Genomic DNA, 21,420 nt, shown 5'->3' on the forward strand with positions numbered 1-21,420 from the left:
ACGTAAACGTGGTAATAAACTGATTATAGTCAGCTGTCTTTTTATTGAATAAGTAAGTCAAGGATAAGCATGAGCAAAATTTTAATCCCAATGCTAGCAAGCGTGGCTGTCTTAACATTAGCAGGTTGTAGTAATAGTCAAGACAGCGCTACGCCAAGTAATACAGAGGCTACTGAAACGAGCGCTGCCACAACGGGCGAGGTGCTACGCATTGGCACAGAAGGCGCTTATGCCCCTTTTAACTATACCAATGCCGATGGTACGCTCGGTGGCTTTGATGTCGATATTGCCAAGGCGTTATGTGCGGACATGAAAGTCACTTGTGAAATTACCGCCCAAGACTGGGATGGCATTATTCCTGGGCTAAAAGCGGGCAAGTATGATGCGATTGTAGCCGCAATGTCGGCAACGCCTGAGCGCGCGCAGCAAGTTGCCTTTACCGACCCGTATTTTAGCAATACTTTGGTATTTTTGGCGAAGAAAGACAGCGCATTTGATCCCAGTAAAGACAGCGATATTAATGCCCATTCGATTGCCGCTCAACGCGCTACTATCTCCTCACAGTGGTTTGAAAAAGCGTATCCAAAAGCCGATATGAAGCTATATGACACCTTGAGCAATGCGTTTTTGGACTTAGGTTCAGGTCGTGTTGACGCCATGATATCTGACAAACTACCCGCCTTGCAGTGGCTTGGTTCACCATCGGGTAGCAATTATGCCCTTAAAGGGAATGAGATTGATATCAATGACAATTTTGCGATTGCGGTGCGTCCGGGTGATGCGTTGCAAGCCAAAATTAATCAATCTTTAGCCAATATAAAAGCCAATGGCATTTACGATAAAATCAATCAACAGTATTTTTCAGTTCCATCAGCCGCCAATACTGCTGCCAACACGGCTCAAACTGAGCCTACAACAGACAACAGTAATGACAAAGACGTCAGCACTGAAACCAATACTAAAAAATAGTTGGCAAATGTAAAACAACTATTAAGTATAAAATAGATGTCGAACAATCATGTATAAGGATATCGCTACGTCAGCTATATCCTTTTTGTCTTTTTAATGAAAAATGCCTTTTTGTATAAAAAAACGGCTTTTTAAAAAATTTACTGCTCAGTATTGTTAAATATACCTTATTTATACGGGTTTTAAACTAATAAGTGTCTATTTGAGCACCGTTTTTGCGTGCCAGTAGTAACATGACGTGGCGTGAATATGATAAAATCACCAGTCATTTTTACCCTGTCAATCGACCATACCTTGATATCGGTCTCATACGTGAGCCTAACCTGTTGCTCTGTTATAGATAGCAAAAGGCTGTATTTACCGATTTGGGTACCGATTCTTTTCATCAATATTTTGCTAACTGGCTAATATAAAGAGACTAAGTGGACAATTGTGTTTGATTTACAAGGATTTGGCGCGCTATTACTAAGCGGCGCAACCGTCACCATCAAGCTTGCTGCGACCAGTGTCGTGATAGGTCTGATTTTGGGGCTAATGGGTGCCACTGCCAAGCTGTCTAATGTCTGGCTGTTGCGTAAACTTGCGACCCTTTATACGGCGACGATGCGCGGTATTCCTGAGCTACTATTAGTACTGTTCATTTACTACGGCGGCTCCATGCTGCTCATGAGCATTCTCAAAAACTTCGGTTACAATGATTATATTGAGATTAGTGCGTTTTGGGGCGGGGTCATGGCGTTATCAATCGCCTTTGGTGCCTATGCGACTGAAATCTTCCGGATGTCCATTCAAGAGATTCCGATAGGACAAAATGAAGCGGCGCAAGCGATTGGCATGCGTCCTTTGCAAACTTTTTATCGTATTACGTTGCCACAAATATGGCAAATTGCGCTACCGGGTTTGGGTAATTTATTTTTGGTGCTCCTAAAAGATACCGCATTGGTGTCAGTAGTGGGTCTAAAAGACATTATGTATCAGTCATCGCGCGCGGCGCAATCGACGCAGCAGCCGTTTACCTTTTATATGGCAGCCGCAATTATTTATTTAGGGCTGACTATGCTGATTACTGGCTTTATGATGTGGCTTGAATGGCGCGCCAATCCAGCGGCGCGTTATGCTAAAAAAATTAGCCGTCAATCAACCAACCGTCAATCGACCATAGGGTAGAGGAGAGTTACTCATGGATTGGAATTGGCAGGTTATTTTTGATCATATCCCAGATTTATTAGGTGGTGCGGTGCTAACCGTACAGCTGGTGGTTATCTCCGGCATTATTGGGCTATTTTTTGGCTTGATTTTAGCGCAGCTGCGCTTGTCTAAAAGCTGGGCAGTACAGGTATTACCATTTTCTTATATTTTCTTTTTTCGTGGCACCCCGCTACTGGTACAGATATTCCTAATTTACTACGGTCTGGGGCAGTTTGAAGCCGTCCGTAATTCGTTCTTATGGGAACCGGTGCTCAGCCAAGCGTATTGGTGCGCCATCATTGCCTTTACCCTGAATACCAGTGCTTATTTGGCTGAGATTATTCGCGGTGCTATTCAGGCTATTCCGATTGGTGAGCTTGAGGCTGCGGATGCTATTGGCATGTCAAAATGGCAAAAGCTGACGCGTATTACCTTACCGCGTGCCTTTGGTATTGTGATTCCTGCTTATAGTAATGAAGTTATCTTTATGCTTAAGGGCAGTGCTTTGGCATCAACCATTGCGTTGATGGACATCACTGGCGTTGCCCGTACCATTAGTGCGCGCACGTATACTTTGATGGAACTGTTCTTTGCCGCAGGTATCGTTTACCTGCTGTTGTCTTGGGTTATCTTATTTAGCTTTAGACTGTTTGAAAAGAAAATGAATCGTTATACGACCTATGTACCGCCCGATGTGACGACGCATACTATTCCTTAACTTTGTCATTAGTTTTTTACAATGGCTATCTTTATTCTTATTATATAAAATATGTTAATAGCATATTCATGCTAACACAAGGTCGTGGGTGTATATTTCTGCACGTTTTTTTATTGGCAGCTCGTAATGATGGGTGATTGCCAATATTGTTTTTATTGAAAAAGTAGGTGAATTTTGAGCGATGTTTCAAACAAAAATTTATATAAATATGTGAATGAAGATTTAGATAGCGCGTCCAATGATAATGTAAACGAAAATTTAGATGAGAATTTGAATAAGCGTTTACATGATCAGGTAGATAAAGGATTGCATAGCACAGTAAGTGAAGACTTAAAAAGTGAAAATTTAAACGACACTGAAAGCTTGACTCCAGATTTGAGTGAAAAAAAGAAAAAGAAGAAAAAGGCTAAGTTAGAACTTCCTGCCGAATCTAGCGTAGAAAACGCAGTCGATGGTGAGGTTAAAGCACCACTTGGCACGTCAAAAGCGGTCGAAACGATGTTTCGTAATGCGTTGCGTACCGAACTTGATTTAATCGCATTGGCAGCGACCAAAGCCAATATTATGATTTCGATGAATGGCATCATCATTTCGGCATTGATGATTTCAGGCGCATTTATTTTTGTCTCGTCAGTCGCATTCTTAATTCCAGCCGGCATGTTTATGTTCACTGCTGCTGCCTCTATCTTTTTCGCTATTCTCGCCGCATCTCCCGAAAAAGCACATTATTTCACTGGTTTTTCAAAATGGCTTAAAGCACTTATTAAGCGTGAAGCGCATTTTCGTGATTTGCATGGTTTCCTTGCGCGTGCCAATCGGTCGTCAGATGGGGAAGTTAACCTGCTGATTAATAAAGATCGTATGCAATTGACGCGTGAAGAATATTGGGAACGTATGCAGGCGATGATGCGTGACCGCGATGAGACTTATCATGCGATGAGTGATCAGTTGTATTGGCTCGGTCAAATTGCAGCGCGCAATGGTAAAATGCTCAATATTTCTTATTCTATCTTCCGCTGGGGCATGCTGTTCTCTGTTTTAGCATCTATTTTCTTAAAAGCATTATTGTTCTTTTATCCTGCGGCAGCCTCAGACGTTCCACCACAATTGGATGCGTCTGGAATGGGCACGTTAGTCGGTGTGTATGAGCCGTCAGCCGTTCAGCAACTTCCTGACGGTCGGGTGTTAGTAGTTGAGGATGAAGAGCAACGGGCGATGAATATCATGACGGTCGCTCCTGATGGCAGCTTGAGTGAAAATGCCGTAGCAAGCTTACAGCTGACGCGTAGCTTTGGGCGTAAGCTGAATGACTTAGAAGGCTTGACTGCTGATGATAAAGGTTTTATCTATGCAGTGACGTCGCACTCGTCGGATACCAGTGGCAAACGTGATCCCAATCGCGAGCAACTGATACGCTTTCGCGTCAATGGCAACATCGCTGGGGACATCTCAGACATGAGTACCTTGCGCGAAGAGATTGCCAAGTCACCTGTGATTAACGCCGCGTTTCAGGCGCGCTTGAATACTGGTATTAACATTGATGAGCTTGATATCGAGGGTTTAGCTTATGATAATAGCACGCACTCGTTGATGCTTGGTTTGCGTGGACCGATGGCAGGAAAGTCGTCCGTCATTATTCCTATCATAAACTCGGATGACATATTTACTAATAAAGCAGCCCCTGTATTTGGTCAACCAATCTTCCTTGATCTAAACGGTGGCGGTATCCGCTCGTTGTACTTTGATCCTGTTTTAGGTATGTTCGTGATTGCCAACGAGATTAATGATCCGGCGGGCAATAAGGAAGCGCAAATTTGGACATGGACGGGTGATCCGAAAGATAAACCTGCAAAAGTAGAAACGCCTGAATTAGCAGCCCTAAAAAATATAGAAGCCGTTGATTCAATCACCGCTAATGGCACTATTAAAATGATATTTATGGCGGATGAAGGCGATGCGAAAAAAGGCATTCATGCCCGCTATGTGTTGTTAGATTATAAGAAATTTACGCAATAGCATTCATCAGTCAGAGCCTTGAAACGTTACCAAAACATCGCTATAAACAGGCGTTTTGTCAGCTCAATAGAGTGTGTGGTTACGTTAAATCACACAATCTATTTAATGACCTACATCATCTCGTTTTATAATAAATCTTATCCATAATATTTAGCATGAGACGCTTTATGAGCCAACCACAGGCACCGATTATTTCTTCTTCAGTTTTCCGTTGGGCGATACTTGCTTCGATTTTAGCAGCCGTAGTTATCAGTTTATGTTTGTTTTTCTATCCTAGTACCTCGGTAAAAGCTGCTGCAGCCACTGCTGCACCGCAGTTGACTGAAGATGGCATGGGGACTTTTAATAAAATTTATGAGCCGTCTGCCGTATTGCAGCTTCCAGATGGTCGGGTACTTATCGTTGAAGATGAAGAGCATCGGGCGCTAAATATTTTAAAGATTTCGGACAATGGTAGTTTGATTGAGGATGCCGCTGCTAATCTTCAGTTTAACCAAGGGTTTGAGCATAAGCTGGATGATTTAGAAGGCTTAACTGCCGATCATCATGGTTTTATCTATATCACTACCTCACATTCTTCAATGAAAAATGGTAAGCGCAGACATAATCGTGAACAACTGGTACGGTTTCGCGTAGACGGTGATACCGTTCAGGATGTCAGAACGGTTAAAACGTTACGTGATGAAATATCCGGATCAAAATCGATTGCCGCGGCGATTAAAGCAAAAACGGGTAAAAATCCTGATTTTGACACGTTGAATATTGAAGGCTTAACGTATGCCCATAAAACCGAAGATTTGCTGCTTGGCTTACGTGCTCCGATGGCAGGAAAATACTCTATTATCCTTGCTATTGAAAACCCCGCTGAAGTGTTCGAGAAAAATGCCGCGCCCATATTTGGTAAGCCTATTTTTCTCAATTTAGAGGGTGGTGGTATTCGTTCCTTGCATTTTAGTACTATCTTAAATAAATATGTGATTGCCAATGAAGTGCTAGATGCAAAAGGTAAGCATTATTCAAAAATATGGACGTGGAGCGGGAATCCTAAAGAAGCGCCTGTATTTATTGATATACCTGAGCTTTCAGATTTAAAGAACATCGAAGGTATTGATTCAGTGAACGTTAATGGTGTTGCCAAGCTGTTATTTACCGCCGATGAAGGCGATGAGAAAAAGGAAATCCCTGCTAAATATCGCTTTGTAGATGAAACTAGATTTAAATAGTAATGGTTTGCCCAGTTCCTCGCACTTAATAACTGATGCATAATAACCAATAACCAATAACCAATAACCAATGCCTAATAATCTATGCCCAAAACATGAGCATAATAAATAGTAGCCAAATTAATTATTTTAAGAAGAGTCTATTATGAGTCAATCTTCCCAGCTTACCTCTACCGCACATTTAATTGTCGATAGCGTCCATATTAGTGATGAAAAATCGTTACATGCGGAGGCGAATCGTAGCGCGCGTAGTACTATCGGTAAAGTGGTATGTGTGGGTCGGAATTATGCGGCTCATGCGCGTGAATTGGGTAATGAAGTACCAAGTTCGCCGCTATTGTTTATGAAGCCGGCATCGTCTATCGTTACAGTGCGCAATCCGCTGGTTTGCCCAAATTCAGCTGTTTTTGGTGAAACCCATTACGAGGCAGAGCTTTGTATTCAGTTAGCGGCTGATTTGAGTAACGCGACTACTGAACAGGCACAGCAAGCAATTGGTGGTGTCACTTTGGGGCTTGATTTAACCTTACGTGATTTGCAAACCAAGCTAAAAGATAAAGGTCAGCCGTGGGAGCGTGCCAAGTGTTTTGATGGTGCTTGCGTGCTTGCTGATTGGATTGACCCGCACGCGTTTGGCGATTTTACTCAGGTGCATTATCAGCTTTATATCAATAATGAGCTTAAGCAAGATGGCGATAGCGCGTTGATGTTGTTTCCGGTTTATGAATTGCTTGCTGAAATCAGTCATGCTTTTAGCTTGCAAGCAGGCGATGTGATTATGACGGGAACGCCAAGCGGTGTTGGCGTATTGCAAGCGGGTGATGAGCTGAGATTAGTCTTAGGTGCACATGAATGGCGAACGCGCGTGCAATAATTTTTGCATAAAAAATCTTACTATAAATAAAAATCCTAAGTTACGGCTTGGGATTTTTTTTGGTTTTAATTAAAGGGTTTTAATTAAAGGTTTTTTAATTTAGAAAGGATCAATCAGACATCGTCATATTATTGAAAAGTCACCAAACCGTCATCAATGCAAAGTAGGATGAAGCGTAATTTATATTGATAAGCACATTTATATATACAACGCCGCTCTTAACTTTGCATGACAATCTAGCCTAAAAGCCAAGGTGACTGAACATGACATTATTAAATAATATAAATAGTAAGCGCAATCTTGCCCACGAAGAAATCGAAGACTCGAATCCGAGCAATAATATTGATTTTCAGACCATCATTAGTCGCCGTTTAAACCGTCGCAGCCTATTAAAAGGCGGCACAGGATTAACAGCAGCGGCATTTTTTGGCACCTTGCCGTTAGTCGGCTGTAATAGCGAGGACAGTAAGCCCAATGGACGTCCGCTGATTAAGAATGATAATACTGCCGCTATACCAGCAACGGGAGAATTAAAACGCCCTGAAACGTTAAAGTTCGAAGCAGTTGCCCATTCTAAAGCGGCGGAGATGAGTGTGGCGGCAGGCTATAATGCCGAGATGATATTGCCGCTTGGTATGCCACTTATTGCAGGTATTGATGACTGGAAAGACAACCGCGAACAGTCTGCTGAGTCCTTTGAATGGCGTATGGGCGATAACCATGATGGCATGTGGTTCTTTGGCAAGAACGGTGGCGCTTATGACCCAAAAGCTTCGGATAATGGGCTGCTCGTTATGAATCATGAGTATGTGAATAGCGCTGAGCTAAGCCCATTTGGCTATCATTTAATCAAAGATAACAATGCTGCGCCTATTTTCCAGAATCGTAGGCTTGCCAGCGATGTACGCCGTGAGGTCAATTGTCATGGCGTTGCGGTGGTTGAAATGAAGCGCCGTGCTGACGGCAAGGGTTATGAGATGGTGCGCAACTCAAAATATCATCGCCGTATTACCAGTAGCACGGTGGCGCAATTGACAGGTCCGGTTGCTGGCTCTGATTGGGTCAAAACCAAATTTGATCCGACTGGCTTGCAGACTCGCGGTATTAATAATAACTGCGGTGCAGGGCTGTCACCTTGGGGCACTTATTTGACCACAGAGGAGAACTTCTTAGGCGTATTTGCTCGTGGTCAGGATGCTAGCCAACTGACAGCGGGGCATCATTATGGGCGGGAGCGTTATGGGGCAAAAGAGGATTTCCCCGGTTGGGAGTATTTATGGCATACGCCCGAAGCTAAAGACGCCAAAATAGCGGATGAATTTTCCCGTTGGGACATGACTGCGGTTGGGGTCACGGCAGCGGATGACTATCGCAATGGCTTTAATACCTTTGGCTATATCACCGAGATTGACCCGTTTGACCCGCAGTCTATCCCACAAAAGCGCACTGCATTGGGGCGTTTTGCTCATGAAAACTGCGCCTATGCGCCCGTTGAACAGGGCAAGCCGATTGTTTTTTACATGGGTGATGATGCGAGGGGTGAGTATATTTATAAATTTGTCTCCAAAGCCACGTGGTCAAATAATGATATTGGTGGCGGTCTAAAAGCCGGTAGCAAATATATGGACGACGGCACCTTATACGTTGCGGTATTTAATGACGATGGTCGCGGTGAATGGAAAGCTCTGATACATGGGCAAAGCGGACTGGATACTTCTAATAGCGAATTGCCTTTTCATGGACAAGATGAAGTCTTAATCTTTGCTCGTGCAGCGGCTGATGTATTGGGTGCAACCAAAATGGATCGCCCTGAATGGGTGTCCGTTAGCCCGATTACTGGCGAGGTTTATGTAACATTGACCAATAATAAATATCGTGGTGTCAGTGCTGACCAACCAGTATCGGCAACCAACCCGCGCAGCTATAACGTACGCGGCAAAGCAGGCGGCAATGACAACGGTCATATTATTCGCTGGGCAGAAACGGGCGGCGACCATACAGCCACAAGCTTTGAATGGGATGTCTATCTGTTTGCTGCGCCTTATGATTTAGCCACTGAAAACCTCTCAAAACTGAATAACAATAATGACTTTTCGTCCCCAGACGGCTTATATTTTGACCCACGCGGCGTGCTATGGATACAAACCGATGATGGCGCGTATACTGATACCAGCAGCTGTATGTTGCTTGCTGCGCTACCGGGTAAGGTGAGTGACGGGGCGCTGACCATCACCACTGCAGGGCAACAAACTCGCGTCGGTATGCCGGCTAATAATGACAATATTAAGCGCTTCTTTGTTGGTCCTGAGGGCTGTGAGGTGACAGGCATCACCCTTACCCCCGACTTTAAGACGCTGTTTATTAATATTCAACATCCGGGTAATCAATGGGGCGCGGTTGCAGGCGGTAAAATCCCACGTTCAGCCACGGTGATGATTACTAAAGAAGATGGTGATGTGATATTGGCGGAATCCTTTGCACCATCAAATAGCGGCTAAAAGGAACAAAGTAAAAATTTAGAAATCAATCACGTCTCATATCTATGAGCGCCTTATTCATATCGTTATTAATAACGTCTATGTGTATCAAAAATCCTAAGTTACGACTTGGGATTTTGTGCTTTAGTATTTAACTTTTTAGTATTTAACGCTATCATTCTCTTCTGTTTATCCTATTTACAGGATAGTATATGAAGCTATCCTTATCGTTGAAACTATCAAAACTATGCCCAATCAAAAGCCAATCGATACTATTCATGATCTCTTCGCCCATATTCAGGACGAACCTGATGCTTATCCTACTCCTGAATCTAACCAAGATTTTCAGGATAATGTCTATGAGCAGCTCGCTGATCTTGATTATATTTATGTGGATAAGCAAACGGCATTGAGTGTGGATGACAGCAATATTGATATTGACCGTGAGCCTGTCACTTTGGTTGATTTTTTTGAAGGATTGGCGCAACTGGTGACGATGGGTGTGGTTGAAGTCACTGATATTGCAGAAGCCATCCACCGTGAGATTGTTTTACGCCCATTAGGACGTTTTAACGATCGCAATCAAAGTAAATGGCAACGCGGTATCGTCGGACGCGTCTATGGAACGGTACGTCAAGCCACGCAACTGATAGGTGATAATGTCGCATCAGGCGTGAGACTGTATGACAATATGTTCAATAAAAAAAATGCCCAACCGCTGCCTGAAAAGATGAAACGCCTCGTCAATGTTCTAAATGGCGTCATGGGTGATCATTTGGTCACGCACCATAACCCACTTGCCATTCCAATGGTGCTATACGATAGACACGGGCATTTGCAACATAAGGAAGTGTCAGGACGTATTGTGATTCTCTGTCATGGTTTGTGTATGAGTCATTTAAGCTGGTATCCCTTCCAAAATGACAGTTTAGGTGAACGCATTATTCAAAGTCAGCCGACACTCACCGTTCTATATCTGGATTACAATACAGGGCGACACATCTCAAGTAACGGACGCAACTTCTCTAAAGTCATTCAAAACTTAGCAGATAAGAATCCAAATATCACGCAAATTGATTTGATTGGTCATAGCATGGGTGGATTGGTCGCGCGTAGTGCCCTGTTTTATGGTCAACAACAAGGCTTTAACTGGGTAAAACGGGTGGGTAATCTCATCACTCTTGGTTCACCGCATCATGGGGCAAGCCTTGAGCGTATTGGTAATTTTGTTCAAGATAGGATTGCTAAGCTTCCTTTTGCAGGGTCATTAGCCAAACTAGGCGATTTGCGTAGCTCAGGTATCATCGATTTACGTCATGGCAGTATTCGTGATGAAGATTGGAAATTTCTACAAGGTCGCAGTGTGCTTTCCCATGAATTTCGCCATCCTGCTCACCTGCCTTTTCATGTGAATACTTATTTTATTGCGGGTACGTTAGCCGAAGCGCTTTACGATTCTAAAGCAACTAGCTTGTTGGGCGATGGTTTGGTCACGGTAGACTCTGCGCTAGGCGAACATGATAGCGAACATGCTTTGTCTGTACCAGAAGGGCGGAAGGCGGTCTTTTATGGCGTCAGTCATTATGACTTACTTTATAACGATAGAGTGCATCAACAAGTCGTCGCGTGGTTATTAGACAATGGGTGGAGCGATAATGAGCCTAGCACTTGCATACACTCTTATCCTGATGAGTTGCGGGTGGTGGTTTAAGGGATTTACAAGTGTGCTTTTGAGTGATAGTAGGGTAGACTAATATAGTAAGCTATAATCTCAACCGAGCCTTCTATATTAGCTAGGCAGTATGACTGGCTTGCTATTACTTACATCAGTTTTTCTAAAGCAAAAACTTCGTTGTCAACTTTTAACTGATATAAGTCAGATGATGAGGTGTCGGCATATTGATATTGAAAATTCAAAATTATATCCGAAAAAGTGTTTTCTGAAAATGTGATAAAATCTTTTGGAGATAATGTCTGGAAATTATTTCTTAAAGTTAAAACTATTGAGTAGGCAATGAAGCCTTGTTTGATATTCCTATTTAAAGTCCAGTGCGCTTTAATTTTTTTATTTATCGTTGTTGGTGTAACAGTAACTTCGATATCAATTAATTCAAATACTCCACCAATATTTTTTATCGTAAGATAACATTTAGCAGAAATATTGCTCCATTCGGATGTGTTAATTTGAGAGACAGTAGTAATATCTAGCGTATTTCCATTCCCGATAGGCTTTTCTATTTTTAACTTGTTATAACCATCGTCTAATAAAATAAAGAAGGGTTTTCTACCTTCGTATTCCTTTAAATAAGCACTAAATTGCTGTTCAGTAATTGCCAACTGTGCTTTTAAAGCTGCTTCTGAACCTTTTTGAGCCATTACAGATTGTTCTAATGCCTTACGTTGTAGAGTCAGCTCTTCACGCTGTAACTCTAATTCTTGACGTTGTAATCCTAATTCATTGGTTTGAACTCTATAGCTTTTATAAAACCAAAAAAGTGCTAGTGGCGCAAAAATACCGGATAAAAATGCTCCTAATCCACCAAAGCCTTCATTACTATCAAAACCCTTCATAAAGAAAGATACCCAAAATATAATCCATAAAGCAGTACAAATAACTGCCCAATCTATTTTTTTATTAATCATTCTACTTATTTCCATGAGATAAAATTAATTATAATTGTGTAAGTTATTGGATTCGAAGTTTAATGGAGTCTACCCCTATGAAAAAACCCTCAAGCATGACGCTTAAGGGTTTTAGATAACAAGTCAGGTTTAATTAAGCCAATTAGCAATAATTACTCAGCAAATATCTCAGCAACCGCTTCTTTATTAAAACGATAAATCTCACCACAGAAACCGCAATCCATTTCAAGTTTACCGCCTTGTTCTGCGCAAATCTCTAATGCTTCGCTTTCACCAATCTGCTCAATGGCTTGCTCACATTTTTCTTTTGAACACGTACAGCCAAAGGTTAACGCCACCGGTTCAGGCAATACCACGTCTTCTTCATTGTACAGACGATATAACAATTCAGTGGTTGGTAATGTGGTCAACTCTTCAGGCTTAATCGTACGCGTCAATACCGACAGGCGCGGCCACAAATCATTATCGACGTGCTCTTGCTCTTCATCATCACGACGCGGCAATAACTGCACCAAGATACCGCCGGCTTGCAAGCCGTCCGATGCCAAGTTAATTAGCGTTGGAATTTGCGCTGATTGCTTTTGATAATGTGCTAAGCAGTCCGCTAGATTATCATGACTGCGCTCGACAATACCTTGATACGGCTCGCCACCTTCAGGCTGAATATTAATAAATAATACCCCTTGCCCAAATGTGCCTAGCTCAGCAAACGCGTCATTGGCACTGGTCATATTCTCCCACGCTTGCACTTGCTCGTCAGTTTCTGCTTTCCAGCTGGCAAGGGCGCGGATAACACCGGCTTGGTCACATTCTGCCATTGCCCAATTAAGCAAGCTATCTTTATCCGACGATTGCAATTGAATGGAGAGATGACCATCAATTTTAACCGTACCAATCAGCAAGCTTGCCGCGGTGAGCATTTCACCCAATAAGCGTTTGATGGCTTCAGGATAAGGCTTTTGGGCAATAGTAGAAGCATAACTGCGGGAGAGGCGCACCACATCACCACGCACGGGTGATTCTTGAATAAAAAACCGTTGACGCACATCGTTATCGATAGCGTTGCTTTGAGGTTGATTGCTTTGAGGCTGATTATCATTAGGCTGATTGTTTTCAGGGTTCGATGCTTGAGTATCTTGGGTCATAAGTCGTTTTTTATGGTTGAGAAGTTGTTAACTTTATGGGGATTATTCATTATTTATCAATATTTATCACTAATGATACGCCATCGCGTTGTCAGTAGCGTTGTCAGTAGCGTTCGATAAGTTAATAATATTAAGGCATACATAATTGTTTAAGTTGGGTTACATTTTAAAAAACTTTACTAACGTCGGGAAAATTGTTGTACAGTAACATTAAGTTGCATGACTATAGTTTGTAGTAACATCAGAGACGTATTGCGTTTATAGTGATGACAACAATGATGTAATGACGACGATAATAGTGAAAATCCCATTCCAAATTTGTAATGATGTGATAAAAGGATATATCTCATGGCTTACTCACTCTCAAAACCTTTAACATTCGCCGCATTTATGGCATTAGGTCTGGTTGGCTGTAATAACGGCAGCCAAACTGCCAATGAAAAAGTGCCAGCAGATGGCGCAAGTACCGAAGCTGCCACAAATGTGAATGGCACGCTACAAAAAATCAAAGACTCAGGTACGATTGTGGTCGGTTATCGTGACTCTTCGATTCCATTTTCTTATATTGCCGATGATCCGAATCAGCCGATGGGTTACGCGCATGATCTAGAGATGAAAGTGGTGGATGCGGTAAAAGAAAAGCTGAATATGCCTGATCTTAAAGTGCGTTACAACCTCATCACCTCACAAACGCGTATTCCGTTGGTACAAAACGGCACGGTAGACTTTGAGTGTGGTTCAACGACCAATAACGAAGAGCGCCAAAAACAAGTCGCTTTTTCCAATGGTTTCTTTGAGATTGGCACACGTTTGCTCACCAAAGCAAACTCGGGTATCAAAGACTTTGCAGACCTCAAAGGCAAAACTTTGGTCACGACTGCCGGCACGACTTCAGAGCGTTTTATCCGTCAGTATAATGATGAGAAAAAGCTGGGTATGAACATTATCTCAGCAAAAGACCATGGTGAAGCCTTCTTGATGCTTGAAAGTGGGCGTGCTGATGCTTTCATGATGGATGACGTATTGCTCGCAGGCGAAAAAGCCAAAGCGAAAAATCCTGATGACTGGGTTATTGTCGGTACGCCACAATCGTTTGAGATTTATGGCTGTATGATGCGTAAAGACGATCGTGAATTTAAAGCCGTGGTTGATGAAGCCTTAGCCAATGTCTACAAATCAGGCGAGATTAACAGCATTTATGACAAGTGGTTCTTAAATCCGATTCCACCTAAAAATGTTAACTTAAAATTTGAGATGTCAGACAACTTAAAAGCGCTTATTGCCAATCCTCATGACGGCGCTCAGCCTAAAGTAGCGACTGCCCAGTAATGAATTTTTGTCCCTGAATATGGTTCGCTCATGCGTCTAGGTGATGGTTTAAATTTTGCCTAGCGTATGAGCCTATTAATCGCTACTCGGAGAGACAATAATGAATTATAGCTGGAACTGGGGTGTGCTCTTTGAGCAGACTGGCATCGGTAATGAGCTGTATATCCACTGGATGATTACTGGTCTTGGCTGGCTGTTATTGATTGGTAGTATCGCGTGGGCAATCGCGATGGTGATTGGTACTATCTTCGGTATCATGCGCACGTTACCCAATAAAACTGCCCGTAGTATCGGCACAGCCTATGTGACGTTTTTCCGTAATATTCCTTTGCTTGTGCAGTTATTCTTTTGGTTTTATATAGCACCCGGTTGGCTGACACCAGCCTTACAAGAGTGGTGGTATAAGGACTTATCACCAAATACGTCCGCCATGCTCTCAGCGAGTATTGGTTTAGGGCTATTTACAGCAGCGCGTATTGTTGAGCAGGTGCGTACCGGTATTGATTCCTTGCCAAAAGGTCAAATCAATGCGGCTTATGCGCTCGGTCTGACCGTTCCGCAAGCTTATAAAGAAGTGCTGTTACCACAAGCGTTTCGCGTCATTTTGCCACCACTTAGCTCGGAGCTGACCAACTGTTTTAAAAATGCGTCGGTCGCCTCACTTGTTGGCGTCATGGAGCTGATTAGCCAAACCAAAACCATCAGTGAATATACTCAAAATAGCCTTGAGATTTATACCTATGCGACGATTATTTATTTGGTATTTAACCTGTCATTGATTGCCATTATGGGCTTCATTGAGCGCAAACTGCGTGTACCTGGGCTTATCGCGGGAGGTCAAAAATGAGTATGATGACTGAACTTGCCACCGCCTATCCCGGTTTGATGGGTGGAATGCTCACCACTTTAAAAGTACTTTTTTTAGCGATTATTGGTGGTATTGGTTTAGGCACGGTGTTAGCGTTAATGCGTCTATCTGGCATTAAGGCACTTGAGATTCCTGCCAAGTTATACGTCAATTATTTTCGCTCAGTACCGCTGTTATTGGTATTACTGTGGTTTTACTTTGCTGTACCGATGATTTATTTTTGGATAGCGGGTAAGTATCTACAACTCGATACTGCGTTTACCTCGTGTGTCGTGGCGTTTATGATGTTTGAGGCGGCGTACTTCTCGGAAGTGGTACGTGCCGGTATTCAGTCCATTGGTAGTGGTCAGGTCAATGCGGCAAAAGCCATGGGTATGACTTATAGCCAAACGATGCGTTTGATTATTTTGCCGCAAGCTTTTCGTAAAATGCTACCGTTGATTTTGCAACAATGTATTATTTTATTCCAAGACACTACCCTAGTATTTGCTATTGGCGTCACTGACTTTTTCCGTGCCGCTTACGTTCGCGGTGAGTTGATGGGCTTATTAACGCCTTATATTTTAGGCGCTGGTGCGGTTTATTTTATCATCAGTGTCAGCGCGTCTATTGGCGTACAGCAGATACAAAAGCGTTTAAGATTTTGATGACTGCTTCTATTTGATGGCTATTTCTGATAGAAGTTCTGATAGAAATGTTGAAGATAAAGCTTTTGATATGAATGTTTATTGATATATTTTGAGATAAATAGTGCTATTGGTTAATGATCGTTATCCAAGAAAGCGACGGCTAGGAGCCAGTAATGAGTAAACCTGATACGTATATGAATGACTTTGGCGGGCTGGTTACGGATAACGGTCATGCCAGTGATGAGATTGTCATCAAGATGACCGACGTTAGTAAATGGTATGGCGACTTTCAAGTGCTGACCGACTGTACCGCGCATGTGCATAAAGGTGATGTGGTGGTGGTTTGCGGTCCATCGGGCAGTGGTAAATCCACCTTAATCAAAACGGTTAATGGGCTTGAGCCGTTTCAAAAAGGTGAGATATTAGTTAACGGTATTTCCGTCGGTGCGCCCAAAACCAATTTGCCAAAGCTGCGTAGTCAAGTGGGCATGGTGTTTCAACATTTTGAGTTGTTTCCGCATCTCACGATTATGGATAACTTGACTGTCGCACAGATTAAAGTATTGGGTCGTAAAGAAGATGACGCCAAGAAAAAGGCAATGGCGTATCTTGATCGAGTAGGATTGACCGTACAGGCGAAAAAGTATCCGGCAGAGTTATCAGGAGGTCAGCAACAACGGGTGGCGATTGCGAGGGCATTAGCAATGGATCCGATAGCGATGTTGTTTGATGAACCGACGTCCGCGCTTGATCCTGAGATGATTCAAGAAGTGCTCGATGTCATGATAGAGCTGACTCGTGATGGTATGACCATGATGTGTGTGACGCACGAGATGGGCTTTGCGCAACAAGTTGCCAATCGGGTTATTTTTATGGATGAAGGGCATATTGTTGAAAACTGTAGCAAGGATGAATTCTTTGAAGGCGCTCGCAGTGAACGCGCCCAGAAGTTTTTGTCTAAAATTTTGAATCATTAACATGCCAGTTCATTAGATTGTATGAAAGGCGCCTATTGGGCGCTTTTTTTATGACTAGGGATATTTGCCTTTAGCTTACTTCAGCTTATTTCGTTGACGCGCTGTGAAGATGAGTCACTTTCTATTTACTGGTATACTCTTGGTCATTATGATGATTTATCCTTTAAAAATATAACTGATAATAAAGAATTCATTTTACATTCATCACTTTGGAGCTTTTATGAGCGCAGAAAATTCTAATACGCAGTCAGGTGTGGTTATCATTGGTGCAGGCTTGGCGGGCTGGCATGTCATTGATGCGATTCGAGCGAAAGATAAAGATATCCCGATAACGTTGGTGACCGCCGATAGTGGCGATCGTTATCATAAGCCGATGCTGACGATGGCAATCAGTCAAAATAAACGTGCCGCAGACTTAGTACGGGCGACGGGTGCGGATGCCGCCACAGCAGCAGGGGTCACTTTACTGGCGAATACCCATGTCACCGATATTGACGCTACTAAAAAACAATTACAGCTTATCTCTGCGCTGCGTTCAGATCCCGCCAATACGCATTACGCCACTATTGGCTATGAGAAGTTGGTATTGGCAATGGGTGCGCATCCTATTTTCCCCAAAAGCTTACCGCAAGACTTGGTTTGGCATGTCAACCATATTGAGCGTTTTAGCGAATTGCAGGAACAATTGGCAACTGGTGCGCAGCGTGTGGCGATTATCGGTGCCGGTATGGTTGGTACGGAAATCGCTGAAGATTTGCTCAAAGCCGGACATGAGGTGACGCTGATTGATTTAAATAATGCGCCATTGTCACAAATGCTGCCAGCGCAAGCCACGGCACGGATTGCCAAAGCTATTGAGTCACAAGGCATTACCTTTTTAGGTGGTTGTCTGGTTTCAGACGTTACTCGTAATGACGATGGTAGCTTGCAGGTCAGTTATGCGCCATTGGAATCAGCGAATTATGATGAGGCGCAAACGACTCAAACCATTACCGTTGACCACGTGGTTGCCAGTACTGGGCTGACGGTTGATGGTAAATTACCGGCTGCTGCTGGCATTGAGTTCGATACTCGCACGGGCATTGTGGTCGATGCGCCGACGTTACGCACTACTACGGCAAATATTTATGCCATTGGCGATTGTATGTCTATCAATGGGGTGGCGTGTCGTTATGTTGCCCCACTGCGTGCGCAGGCAACGACGATAGCTGATGATATCTTAGGTGTTGAGCATAGCGGTTATGATCATAAGCCGCCGATGATTCGCCTAAAAAACAAAGCAATTTCAGTCATGGTAACCGGCGTACCGCGTGCCGAGGGTAATTGGCAAATAAAAGCAGATAGTGCTGATGAGCTAATCATGGAGTTGCTGGATAATGATGACGCGGTGAGCGCGGTGGTAACGATTAAAGCACCTGCAACGCCTTAACCTTACTTTAAGCGCCGCGATTAATCGCTATAATTTAGCCATTATTAATAAAAAAAGCAGTAAGTCTAAGACCTACTGCTTTTTTTTACGTTATTTTTATGGAATATACTATTTAAGAAATACCTGTTTAAGAAACCGCTACTTTTTACTATGGTCAAAATAACGTGCAAGACCATTTAACAATAAATCATCTCGGATACGTACCGAACGATTAACATGTTGGGCAATCATTTGTGCATCGCCGCCGGTCATAATCAGCTCAAAGTTTGGATGACGGTTGCTGATTTCATTCACCGCACCGACGATAGATAACAGAATGCCGCGATGTACCGCGTCTTGTGTGGTCGTGCCTTGAGTGATGCTATCAAACGTGCCGTTCGAAATGGTAATTTGCTTCGTGCCTGAAAATAAGGATTCGCGTTGCAAGTAAATATTAGGAAAAATATAGCCGCCTAAATGCGTTGCATGGTCAATCAAATCAATGGTCACAGCCGTACCACAGCCAATCACGCATTGGCGCTTTGTTTTATCTACCGCACCCAGCATTTGTAGCCAACGGTCACAACCCAATTGGTTGGCGTCGTAGGCACTGCGCATCAAGGGATACTCAGCATCAACATGCACAAATTCAAAGGGAATATTCAATCGACTTAACGTTTTTGACACTTTAGCATTTAACTCGTCGCCGAGCACCGACGAGATACCAATAAAATCGGGCGCGTAACGCTCAAAACGATCGGTCAGACCCATTAGCAGTTCCGCAGGCGCTTGCAAATGCTGGGTCGCATCATGAGAAATAATCTGACCAATATCATCGGTAAGCCAGTATTTAAGACGGGTGTTGCCAAGATCAAGCCAGAGCATAAGTATCCTTATCACAGTGCCCAATGTTATGCCGTTTAAGCATGACCAATAACGTCAATACGACCAGTAAAAAGCGCGGCAAGCTTACCGTTATCTTGACGTAATTGCAAACATCCCTGTGTATCAATCCCGCAGGCGTGACCATTAATTATTTGCGGTTCGCCATTATGGTTTTGCGTCACCCGTAATCGTAATCCGGCAAGGGCATCCATCGCATCAAACTGTTGCAAAAAATTATCCATATAATCAGTCTGCGCCAATTTTTTCTCAGTAGCTATGTGCTCAAAGCACGTCATAGCAGCCATCAATGCCTGACTAATTTGCTGATAAATGGCTTCTAAACTTGGCAATTCGATTAAAGGGCTATTACTCGCTTGCACGGGAATGGTTTGAGCAGTCATTTCGACAATATCTTGTAAGCTTAACGCTTGATAGCTCATGCCCTCGCAGGTTTTGGTAGTCAATACGGGCGTTGCTTTGACATTCAGACCCACGCCCATCACCACACCAACAAGCTTACTAGCACGCCAAACCGGTTCAATTAAAATACCGGCAAGTTTACTGAAATAAATAAGGTTTTCATCAGTCTCCTGAGTGTTTTTGTCAGTTTCTTGAGTATTATAAAAGCCCAAATCATTCGCCCATTTTACCCCGATAGGCGTTAATCCTTGCGCTTGTAGTTGCTTGTTGAGCATTTGAATAACCGGCATTTTTGCCAATTCAACACCGATAATCAGCGATAATAAGCCGCTCACAGGCATTTGCACCGGATGATATAACGATAAATAAACATTACCACGTGGCGACTGCCATGAGCGTTCACGTTGCCCGCGTCCTGCCGTCTGGGTTTCAGCGGTTAATAAATGTACTTTATCTGCGCACAGCGTACTGTCGCGTATGGCGTCAATCAGCTCACTATTAGTCGATGGGCTGCTGACGACGTGGCGATGGTTAAGGACTGATAGTTGAGTTGATAGTTGGGCTGAGAGAGGAACGGATAGTGTCATAAGTGTCGTCGATGTGATTAATGGAGCATGGATAATCTTTGATATACTGAGGCGATTGATAAAAATAAAAGACAGAAAGTGGGCGTCACAGATGAAATACTCAATATCAGTGCCGCGCACTATTATCCTATAAGCATAAGCGCAATAACAGTTAAGTACGACAAAATTTAAGTGTGATAAAAATACGCCCAATAAAAGGTAGGCTAGATGATGTTATATGTATGGTTTGTGATTGCAGGCGCGTTTGCGGGTGTTTGCGCTGGCTTGTTTGGAGTGGGTGGCGGCTTAATTATAGTGCCTGCATTGGTTTGGATTTTTACTGCTTATCATTTTCCGCCTGACGTGGTGACTCATTTAGCGATTGGTACATCACTCGCCACTATTATCATCACCTCTATTAGCTCGATGACCGCGCACAATAAGCGCGGCGGCGTGCGTTGGGATATTTGGCGCAATATGGCAGTTGGTCTGGTCATTGGCAGTTTGGTTGGTGCAGGCGTTGCAGAAATGATTGATGGTAAGTCGCTGCAGGCAATTATCGGCGTTGGTGCGTTATTGGTTGCCATTAATATGTTATTTATGCGTAGTAAAGAACAGTTGGGTAAACCACTACCACCAAAGGGCGTACAGATAGGTGCAGGAACGGGGATTGGCTTAGCATCCGCTATTTTTGGGATTGGCGGTGGTAGTTTAACCGTACCATTTTTAAACTGGGCAGGATTGACGATGAAACAATCGGTCGGTACATCAGCGGCGTGTGGTTTACCGATTGCCATTGCAGGGGCGCTTGGATTTGCATGGTTTGGTAAAAACGTTGAAAATCTACCGCCTGGGACGATAGGGTTTGTGCATATTTCTGCCTTCTTATGTATTTCAGCGGTCAGCTTTGTTATGGCAAAAGTCGGTGCTAAGCTGGCGCATCAATTGCCTGCTGCCACATTAAAGCGTGCTTTCGGTATCTTATTATTATTTGTCGGTGGGCAGTTATTGTTAAATGGACTTGGGGTGTTATAAGGTGATGTGCCTTAGAGGTGGCTCATAGTTTTAGGTATTTATAAATCCAA

The 21,420-nt window shown here is 43.2% G+C and carries 18 protein-coding genes; 14 read left to right on the forward strand and 4 right to left on the reverse strand.

The annotated features are described in order from the left end of the window. Window positions 1–69 precede the first annotated feature (69 nt). The 8 genes from AOC03_RS08115 to AOC03_RS08150 all read left to right on the forward strand — a co-directional run bounded on the left by AOC03_RS08115 (window position 70) and on the right by AOC03_RS08150 (window position 11,176). Window positions 70–969, forward strand: a complete 900-nt coding sequence (locus AOC03_RS08115; RefSeq protein ID WP_084785811.1) for an ABC transporter substrate-binding protein — start codon at window positions 70–72, stop codon at window positions 967–969. A 432-nt stretch (window positions 970–1,401) separates the two neighbouring features. Then, window positions 1,402–2,136 carry an ABC transporter permease gene (locus tag AOC03_RS08120; protein WP_062534951.1) on the forward strand — a complete coding sequence of 245 codons (735 nt, stop codon included), beginning with the start codon at window positions 1,402–1,404 and terminating at the stop codon, window positions 2,134–2,136. 13 nt (window positions 2,137–2,149) lie between these two features. Further along, entirely contained in the window at window positions 2,150–2,875 is a 726-nt protein-coding gene (locus AOC03_RS08125) for an ABC transporter permease (RefSeq protein WP_062534953.1), read from the forward strand. Between the two features lie 174 nt (window positions 2,876–3,049). Beyond that, window positions 3,050–4,891 carry a DUF3616 domain-containing protein gene (locus tag AOC03_RS08130; RefSeq protein ID WP_062534955.1) on the forward strand — a complete coding sequence of 614 codons (1,842 nt, stop codon included), beginning with the start codon at window positions 3,050–3,052 and terminating at the stop codon, window positions 4,889–4,891. 167 nt (window positions 4,892–5,058) lie between these two features. Then, window positions 5,059–6,114 carry a DUF3616 domain-containing protein gene (locus tag AOC03_RS08135; protein ID WP_062534957.1) on the forward strand — a complete coding sequence of 352 codons (1,056 nt, stop codon included), beginning with the start codon at window positions 5,059–5,061 and terminating at the stop codon, window positions 6,112–6,114. A 145-nt stretch (window positions 6,115–6,259) separates the two neighbouring features. Next, window positions 6,260–6,988: a fumarylacetoacetate hydrolase family protein gene (locus tag AOC03_RS08140; protein ID WP_084785812.1), complete on the forward strand. Its 729-nt coding sequence runs from the start codon at window positions 6,260–6,262 to the stop codon at window positions 6,986–6,988. Between the two features lie 263 nt (window positions 6,989–7,251). Beyond that, on the forward strand, window positions 7,252–9,486 hold the full coding sequence (locus AOC03_RS08145; RefSeq protein ID WP_062534960.1) for a PhoX family protein: 2,235 nt from the start codon (window positions 7,252–7,254) through the stop codon (window positions 9,484–9,486). A gap of 226 nt (window positions 9,487–9,712) precedes the next feature. Next, window positions 9,713–11,176 carry an alpha/beta fold hydrolase gene (locus AOC03_RS08150; RefSeq protein ID WP_062534962.1) on the forward strand — a complete coding sequence of 488 codons (1,464 nt, stop codon included), beginning with the start codon at window positions 9,713–9,715 and terminating at the stop codon, window positions 11,174–11,176. 110 nt (window positions 11,177–11,286) lie between these two features. On the opposite strand, the gene AOC03_RS08155 is transcribed toward AOC03_RS08150, so the two are convergent. Then, window positions 11,287–12,108: a hypothetical protein gene (locus AOC03_RS08155; RefSeq protein WP_062534964.1), complete on the reverse strand. Its 822-nt coding sequence runs from the start codon at window positions 12,106–12,108 to the stop codon at window positions 11,287–11,289. A gap of 152 nt (window positions 12,109–12,260) precedes the next feature. Then, entirely contained in the window at window positions 12,261–13,253 is a 993-nt protein-coding gene (locus tag AOC03_RS08160) for an Hsp33 family molecular chaperone HslO (protein WP_084785813.1), read from the reverse strand. Window positions 13,254–13,601: 348 nt separating this feature from the next. Between AOC03_RS08160 and AOC03_RS08165 the strand changes: the two genes are divergently transcribed. The 5 genes from AOC03_RS08165 to AOC03_RS08185 all read left to right on the forward strand — a co-directional run bounded on the left by AOC03_RS08165 (window position 13,602) and on the right by AOC03_RS08185 (window position 18,485). Further along, window positions 13,602–14,582 carry a glutamate/aspartate ABC transporter substrate-binding protein gene (locus AOC03_RS08165; RefSeq protein WP_062534965.1) on the forward strand — a complete coding sequence of 327 codons (981 nt, stop codon included), beginning with the start codon at window positions 13,602–13,604 and terminating at the stop codon, window positions 14,580–14,582. Between the two features lie 100 nt (window positions 14,583–14,682). Then, entirely contained in the window at window positions 14,683–15,429 is a 747-nt protein-coding gene (locus AOC03_RS08170) for an amino acid ABC transporter permease (protein WP_062534967.1), read from the forward strand. Beyond that, the gene (locus tag AOC03_RS08175) at window positions 15,426–16,097 is read left to right on the forward strand and encodes an ABC transporter permease subunit (RefSeq protein WP_062534969.1); all 672 of its coding nucleotides are present in this window, start codon (window positions 15,426–15,428) and stop codon (window positions 16,095–16,097) included. The genes AOC03_RS08170 and AOC03_RS08175 overlap by 4 nt, the downstream gene beginning before the upstream one ends. Window positions 16,098–16,336: 239 nt before the next feature. Next, entirely contained in the window at window positions 16,337–17,056 is a 720-nt protein-coding gene (locus AOC03_RS08180; protein WP_257719827.1) for an amino acid ABC transporter ATP-binding protein, read from the forward strand. 220 nt (window positions 17,057–17,276) lie between these two features. Further along, on the forward strand, window positions 17,277–18,485 hold the full coding sequence (locus AOC03_RS08185; RefSeq protein WP_062534971.1) for an FAD-dependent oxidoreductase: 1,209 nt from the start codon (window positions 17,277–17,279) through the stop codon (window positions 18,483–18,485). A 138-nt stretch (window positions 18,486–18,623) separates the two neighbouring features. Here AOC03_RS08185 and AOC03_RS08190 read toward each other — a convergent pair whose 3' ends face one another. Together AOC03_RS08190 and AOC03_RS08195 are read right to left on the reverse strand one after the other, a co-directional pair. Further along, the gene (locus tag AOC03_RS08190) at window positions 18,624–19,349 is read right to left on the reverse strand and encodes a pantothenate kinase (RefSeq protein ID WP_062534973.1); all 726 of its coding nucleotides are present in this window, start codon (window positions 19,347–19,349) and stop codon (window positions 18,624–18,626) included. A gap of 35 nt (window positions 19,350–19,384) precedes the next feature. Continuing rightward, window positions 19,385–20,356: a biotin--[acetyl-CoA-carboxylase] ligase gene (locus AOC03_RS08195; RefSeq protein ID WP_062536622.1), complete on the reverse strand. Its 972-nt coding sequence runs from the start codon at window positions 20,354–20,356 to the stop codon at window positions 19,385–19,387. A gap of 210 nt (window positions 20,357–20,566) precedes the next feature. Here AOC03_RS08195 and AOC03_RS08200 point away from each other — a divergent pair, with 210 nt between their 5' ends. Further along, window positions 20,567–21,370, forward strand: coding sequence for a sulfite exporter TauE/SafE family protein (locus tag AOC03_RS08200; protein ID WP_062536623.1), 804 nt, complete (start codon window positions 20,567–20,569; stop codon window positions 21,368–21,370). Window positions 21,371–21,420 lie beyond the last annotated feature (50 nt).

The organism is Psychrobacter urativorans (assembly GCF_001298525.1).
In the GTDB taxonomy this organism is placed as follows: Bacteria; Pseudomonadota; Gammaproteobacteria; order Pseudomonadales; family Moraxellaceae; genus Psychrobacter; species Psychrobacter urativorans_A.

Coding starts and splice junctions, on each gene's coding strand:
- AOC03_RS08115 (WP_084785811.1), top strand. CDS start 70: ATGAGCAAAATTTTAATCCCAATGCTAGCAAGCGTGGCTGTCTTAACA.
- AOC03_RS08125 (WP_062534953.1), top strand. CDS start 2,150: ATGGATTGGAATTGGCAGGTTATTTTTGATCATATCCCAGATTTATTA.
- AOC03_RS08135 (WP_062534957.1), top strand. CDS start 5,059: ATGAGCCAACCACAGGCACCGATTATTTCTTCTTCAGTTTTCCGTTGG.
- AOC03_RS08140 (WP_084785812.1), top strand. CDS start 6,260: ATGAGTCAATCTTCCCAGCTTACCTCTACCGCACATTTAATTGTCGAT.
- AOC03_RS08145 (WP_062534960.1), top strand. CDS start 7,252: ATGACATTATTAAATAATATAAATAGTAAGCGCAATCTTGCCCACGAA.
- AOC03_RS08150 (WP_062534962.1), top strand. CDS start 9,713: ATGCCCAATCAAAAGCCAATCGATACTATTCATGATCTCTTCGCCCAT.
- AOC03_RS08155 (WP_062534964.1), bottom strand. CDS start 12,108: ATGATTAATAAAAAAATAGATTGGGCAGTTATTTGTACTGCTTTATGG.
- AOC03_RS08160 (WP_084785813.1), bottom strand. CDS start 13,253: ATGACCCAAGATACTCAAGCATCGAACCCTGAAAACAATCAGCCTAAT.
- AOC03_RS08165 (WP_062534965.1), top strand. CDS start 13,602: ATGGCTTACTCACTCTCAAAACCTTTAACATTCGCCGCATTTATGGCA.
- AOC03_RS08170 (WP_062534967.1), top strand. CDS start 14,683: ATGAATTATAGCTGGAACTGGGGTGTGCTCTTTGAGCAGACTGGCATC.
- AOC03_RS08175 (WP_062534969.1), top strand. CDS start 15,426: ATGAGTATGATGACTGAACTTGCCACCGCCTATCCCGGTTTGATGGGT.
- AOC03_RS08180 (WP_257719827.1), top strand. CDS start 16,337: ATGACCGACGTTAGTAAATGGTATGGCGACTTTCAAGTGCTGACCGAC.
- AOC03_RS08185 (WP_062534971.1), top strand. CDS start 17,277: ATGAGCGCAGAAAATTCTAATACGCAGTCAGGTGTGGTTATCATTGGT.
- AOC03_RS08190 (WP_062534973.1), bottom strand. CDS start 19,349: ATGCTCTGGCTTGATCTTGGCAACACCCGTCTTAAATACTGGCTTACC.
- AOC03_RS08195 (WP_062536622.1), bottom strand. CDS start 20,356: ATGACACTATCCGTTCCTCTCTCAGCCCAACTATCAACTCAACTATCA.
- AOC03_RS08200 (WP_062536623.1), top strand. CDS start 20,567: ATGTTATATGTATGGTTTGTGATTGCAGGCGCGTTTGCGGGTGTTTGC.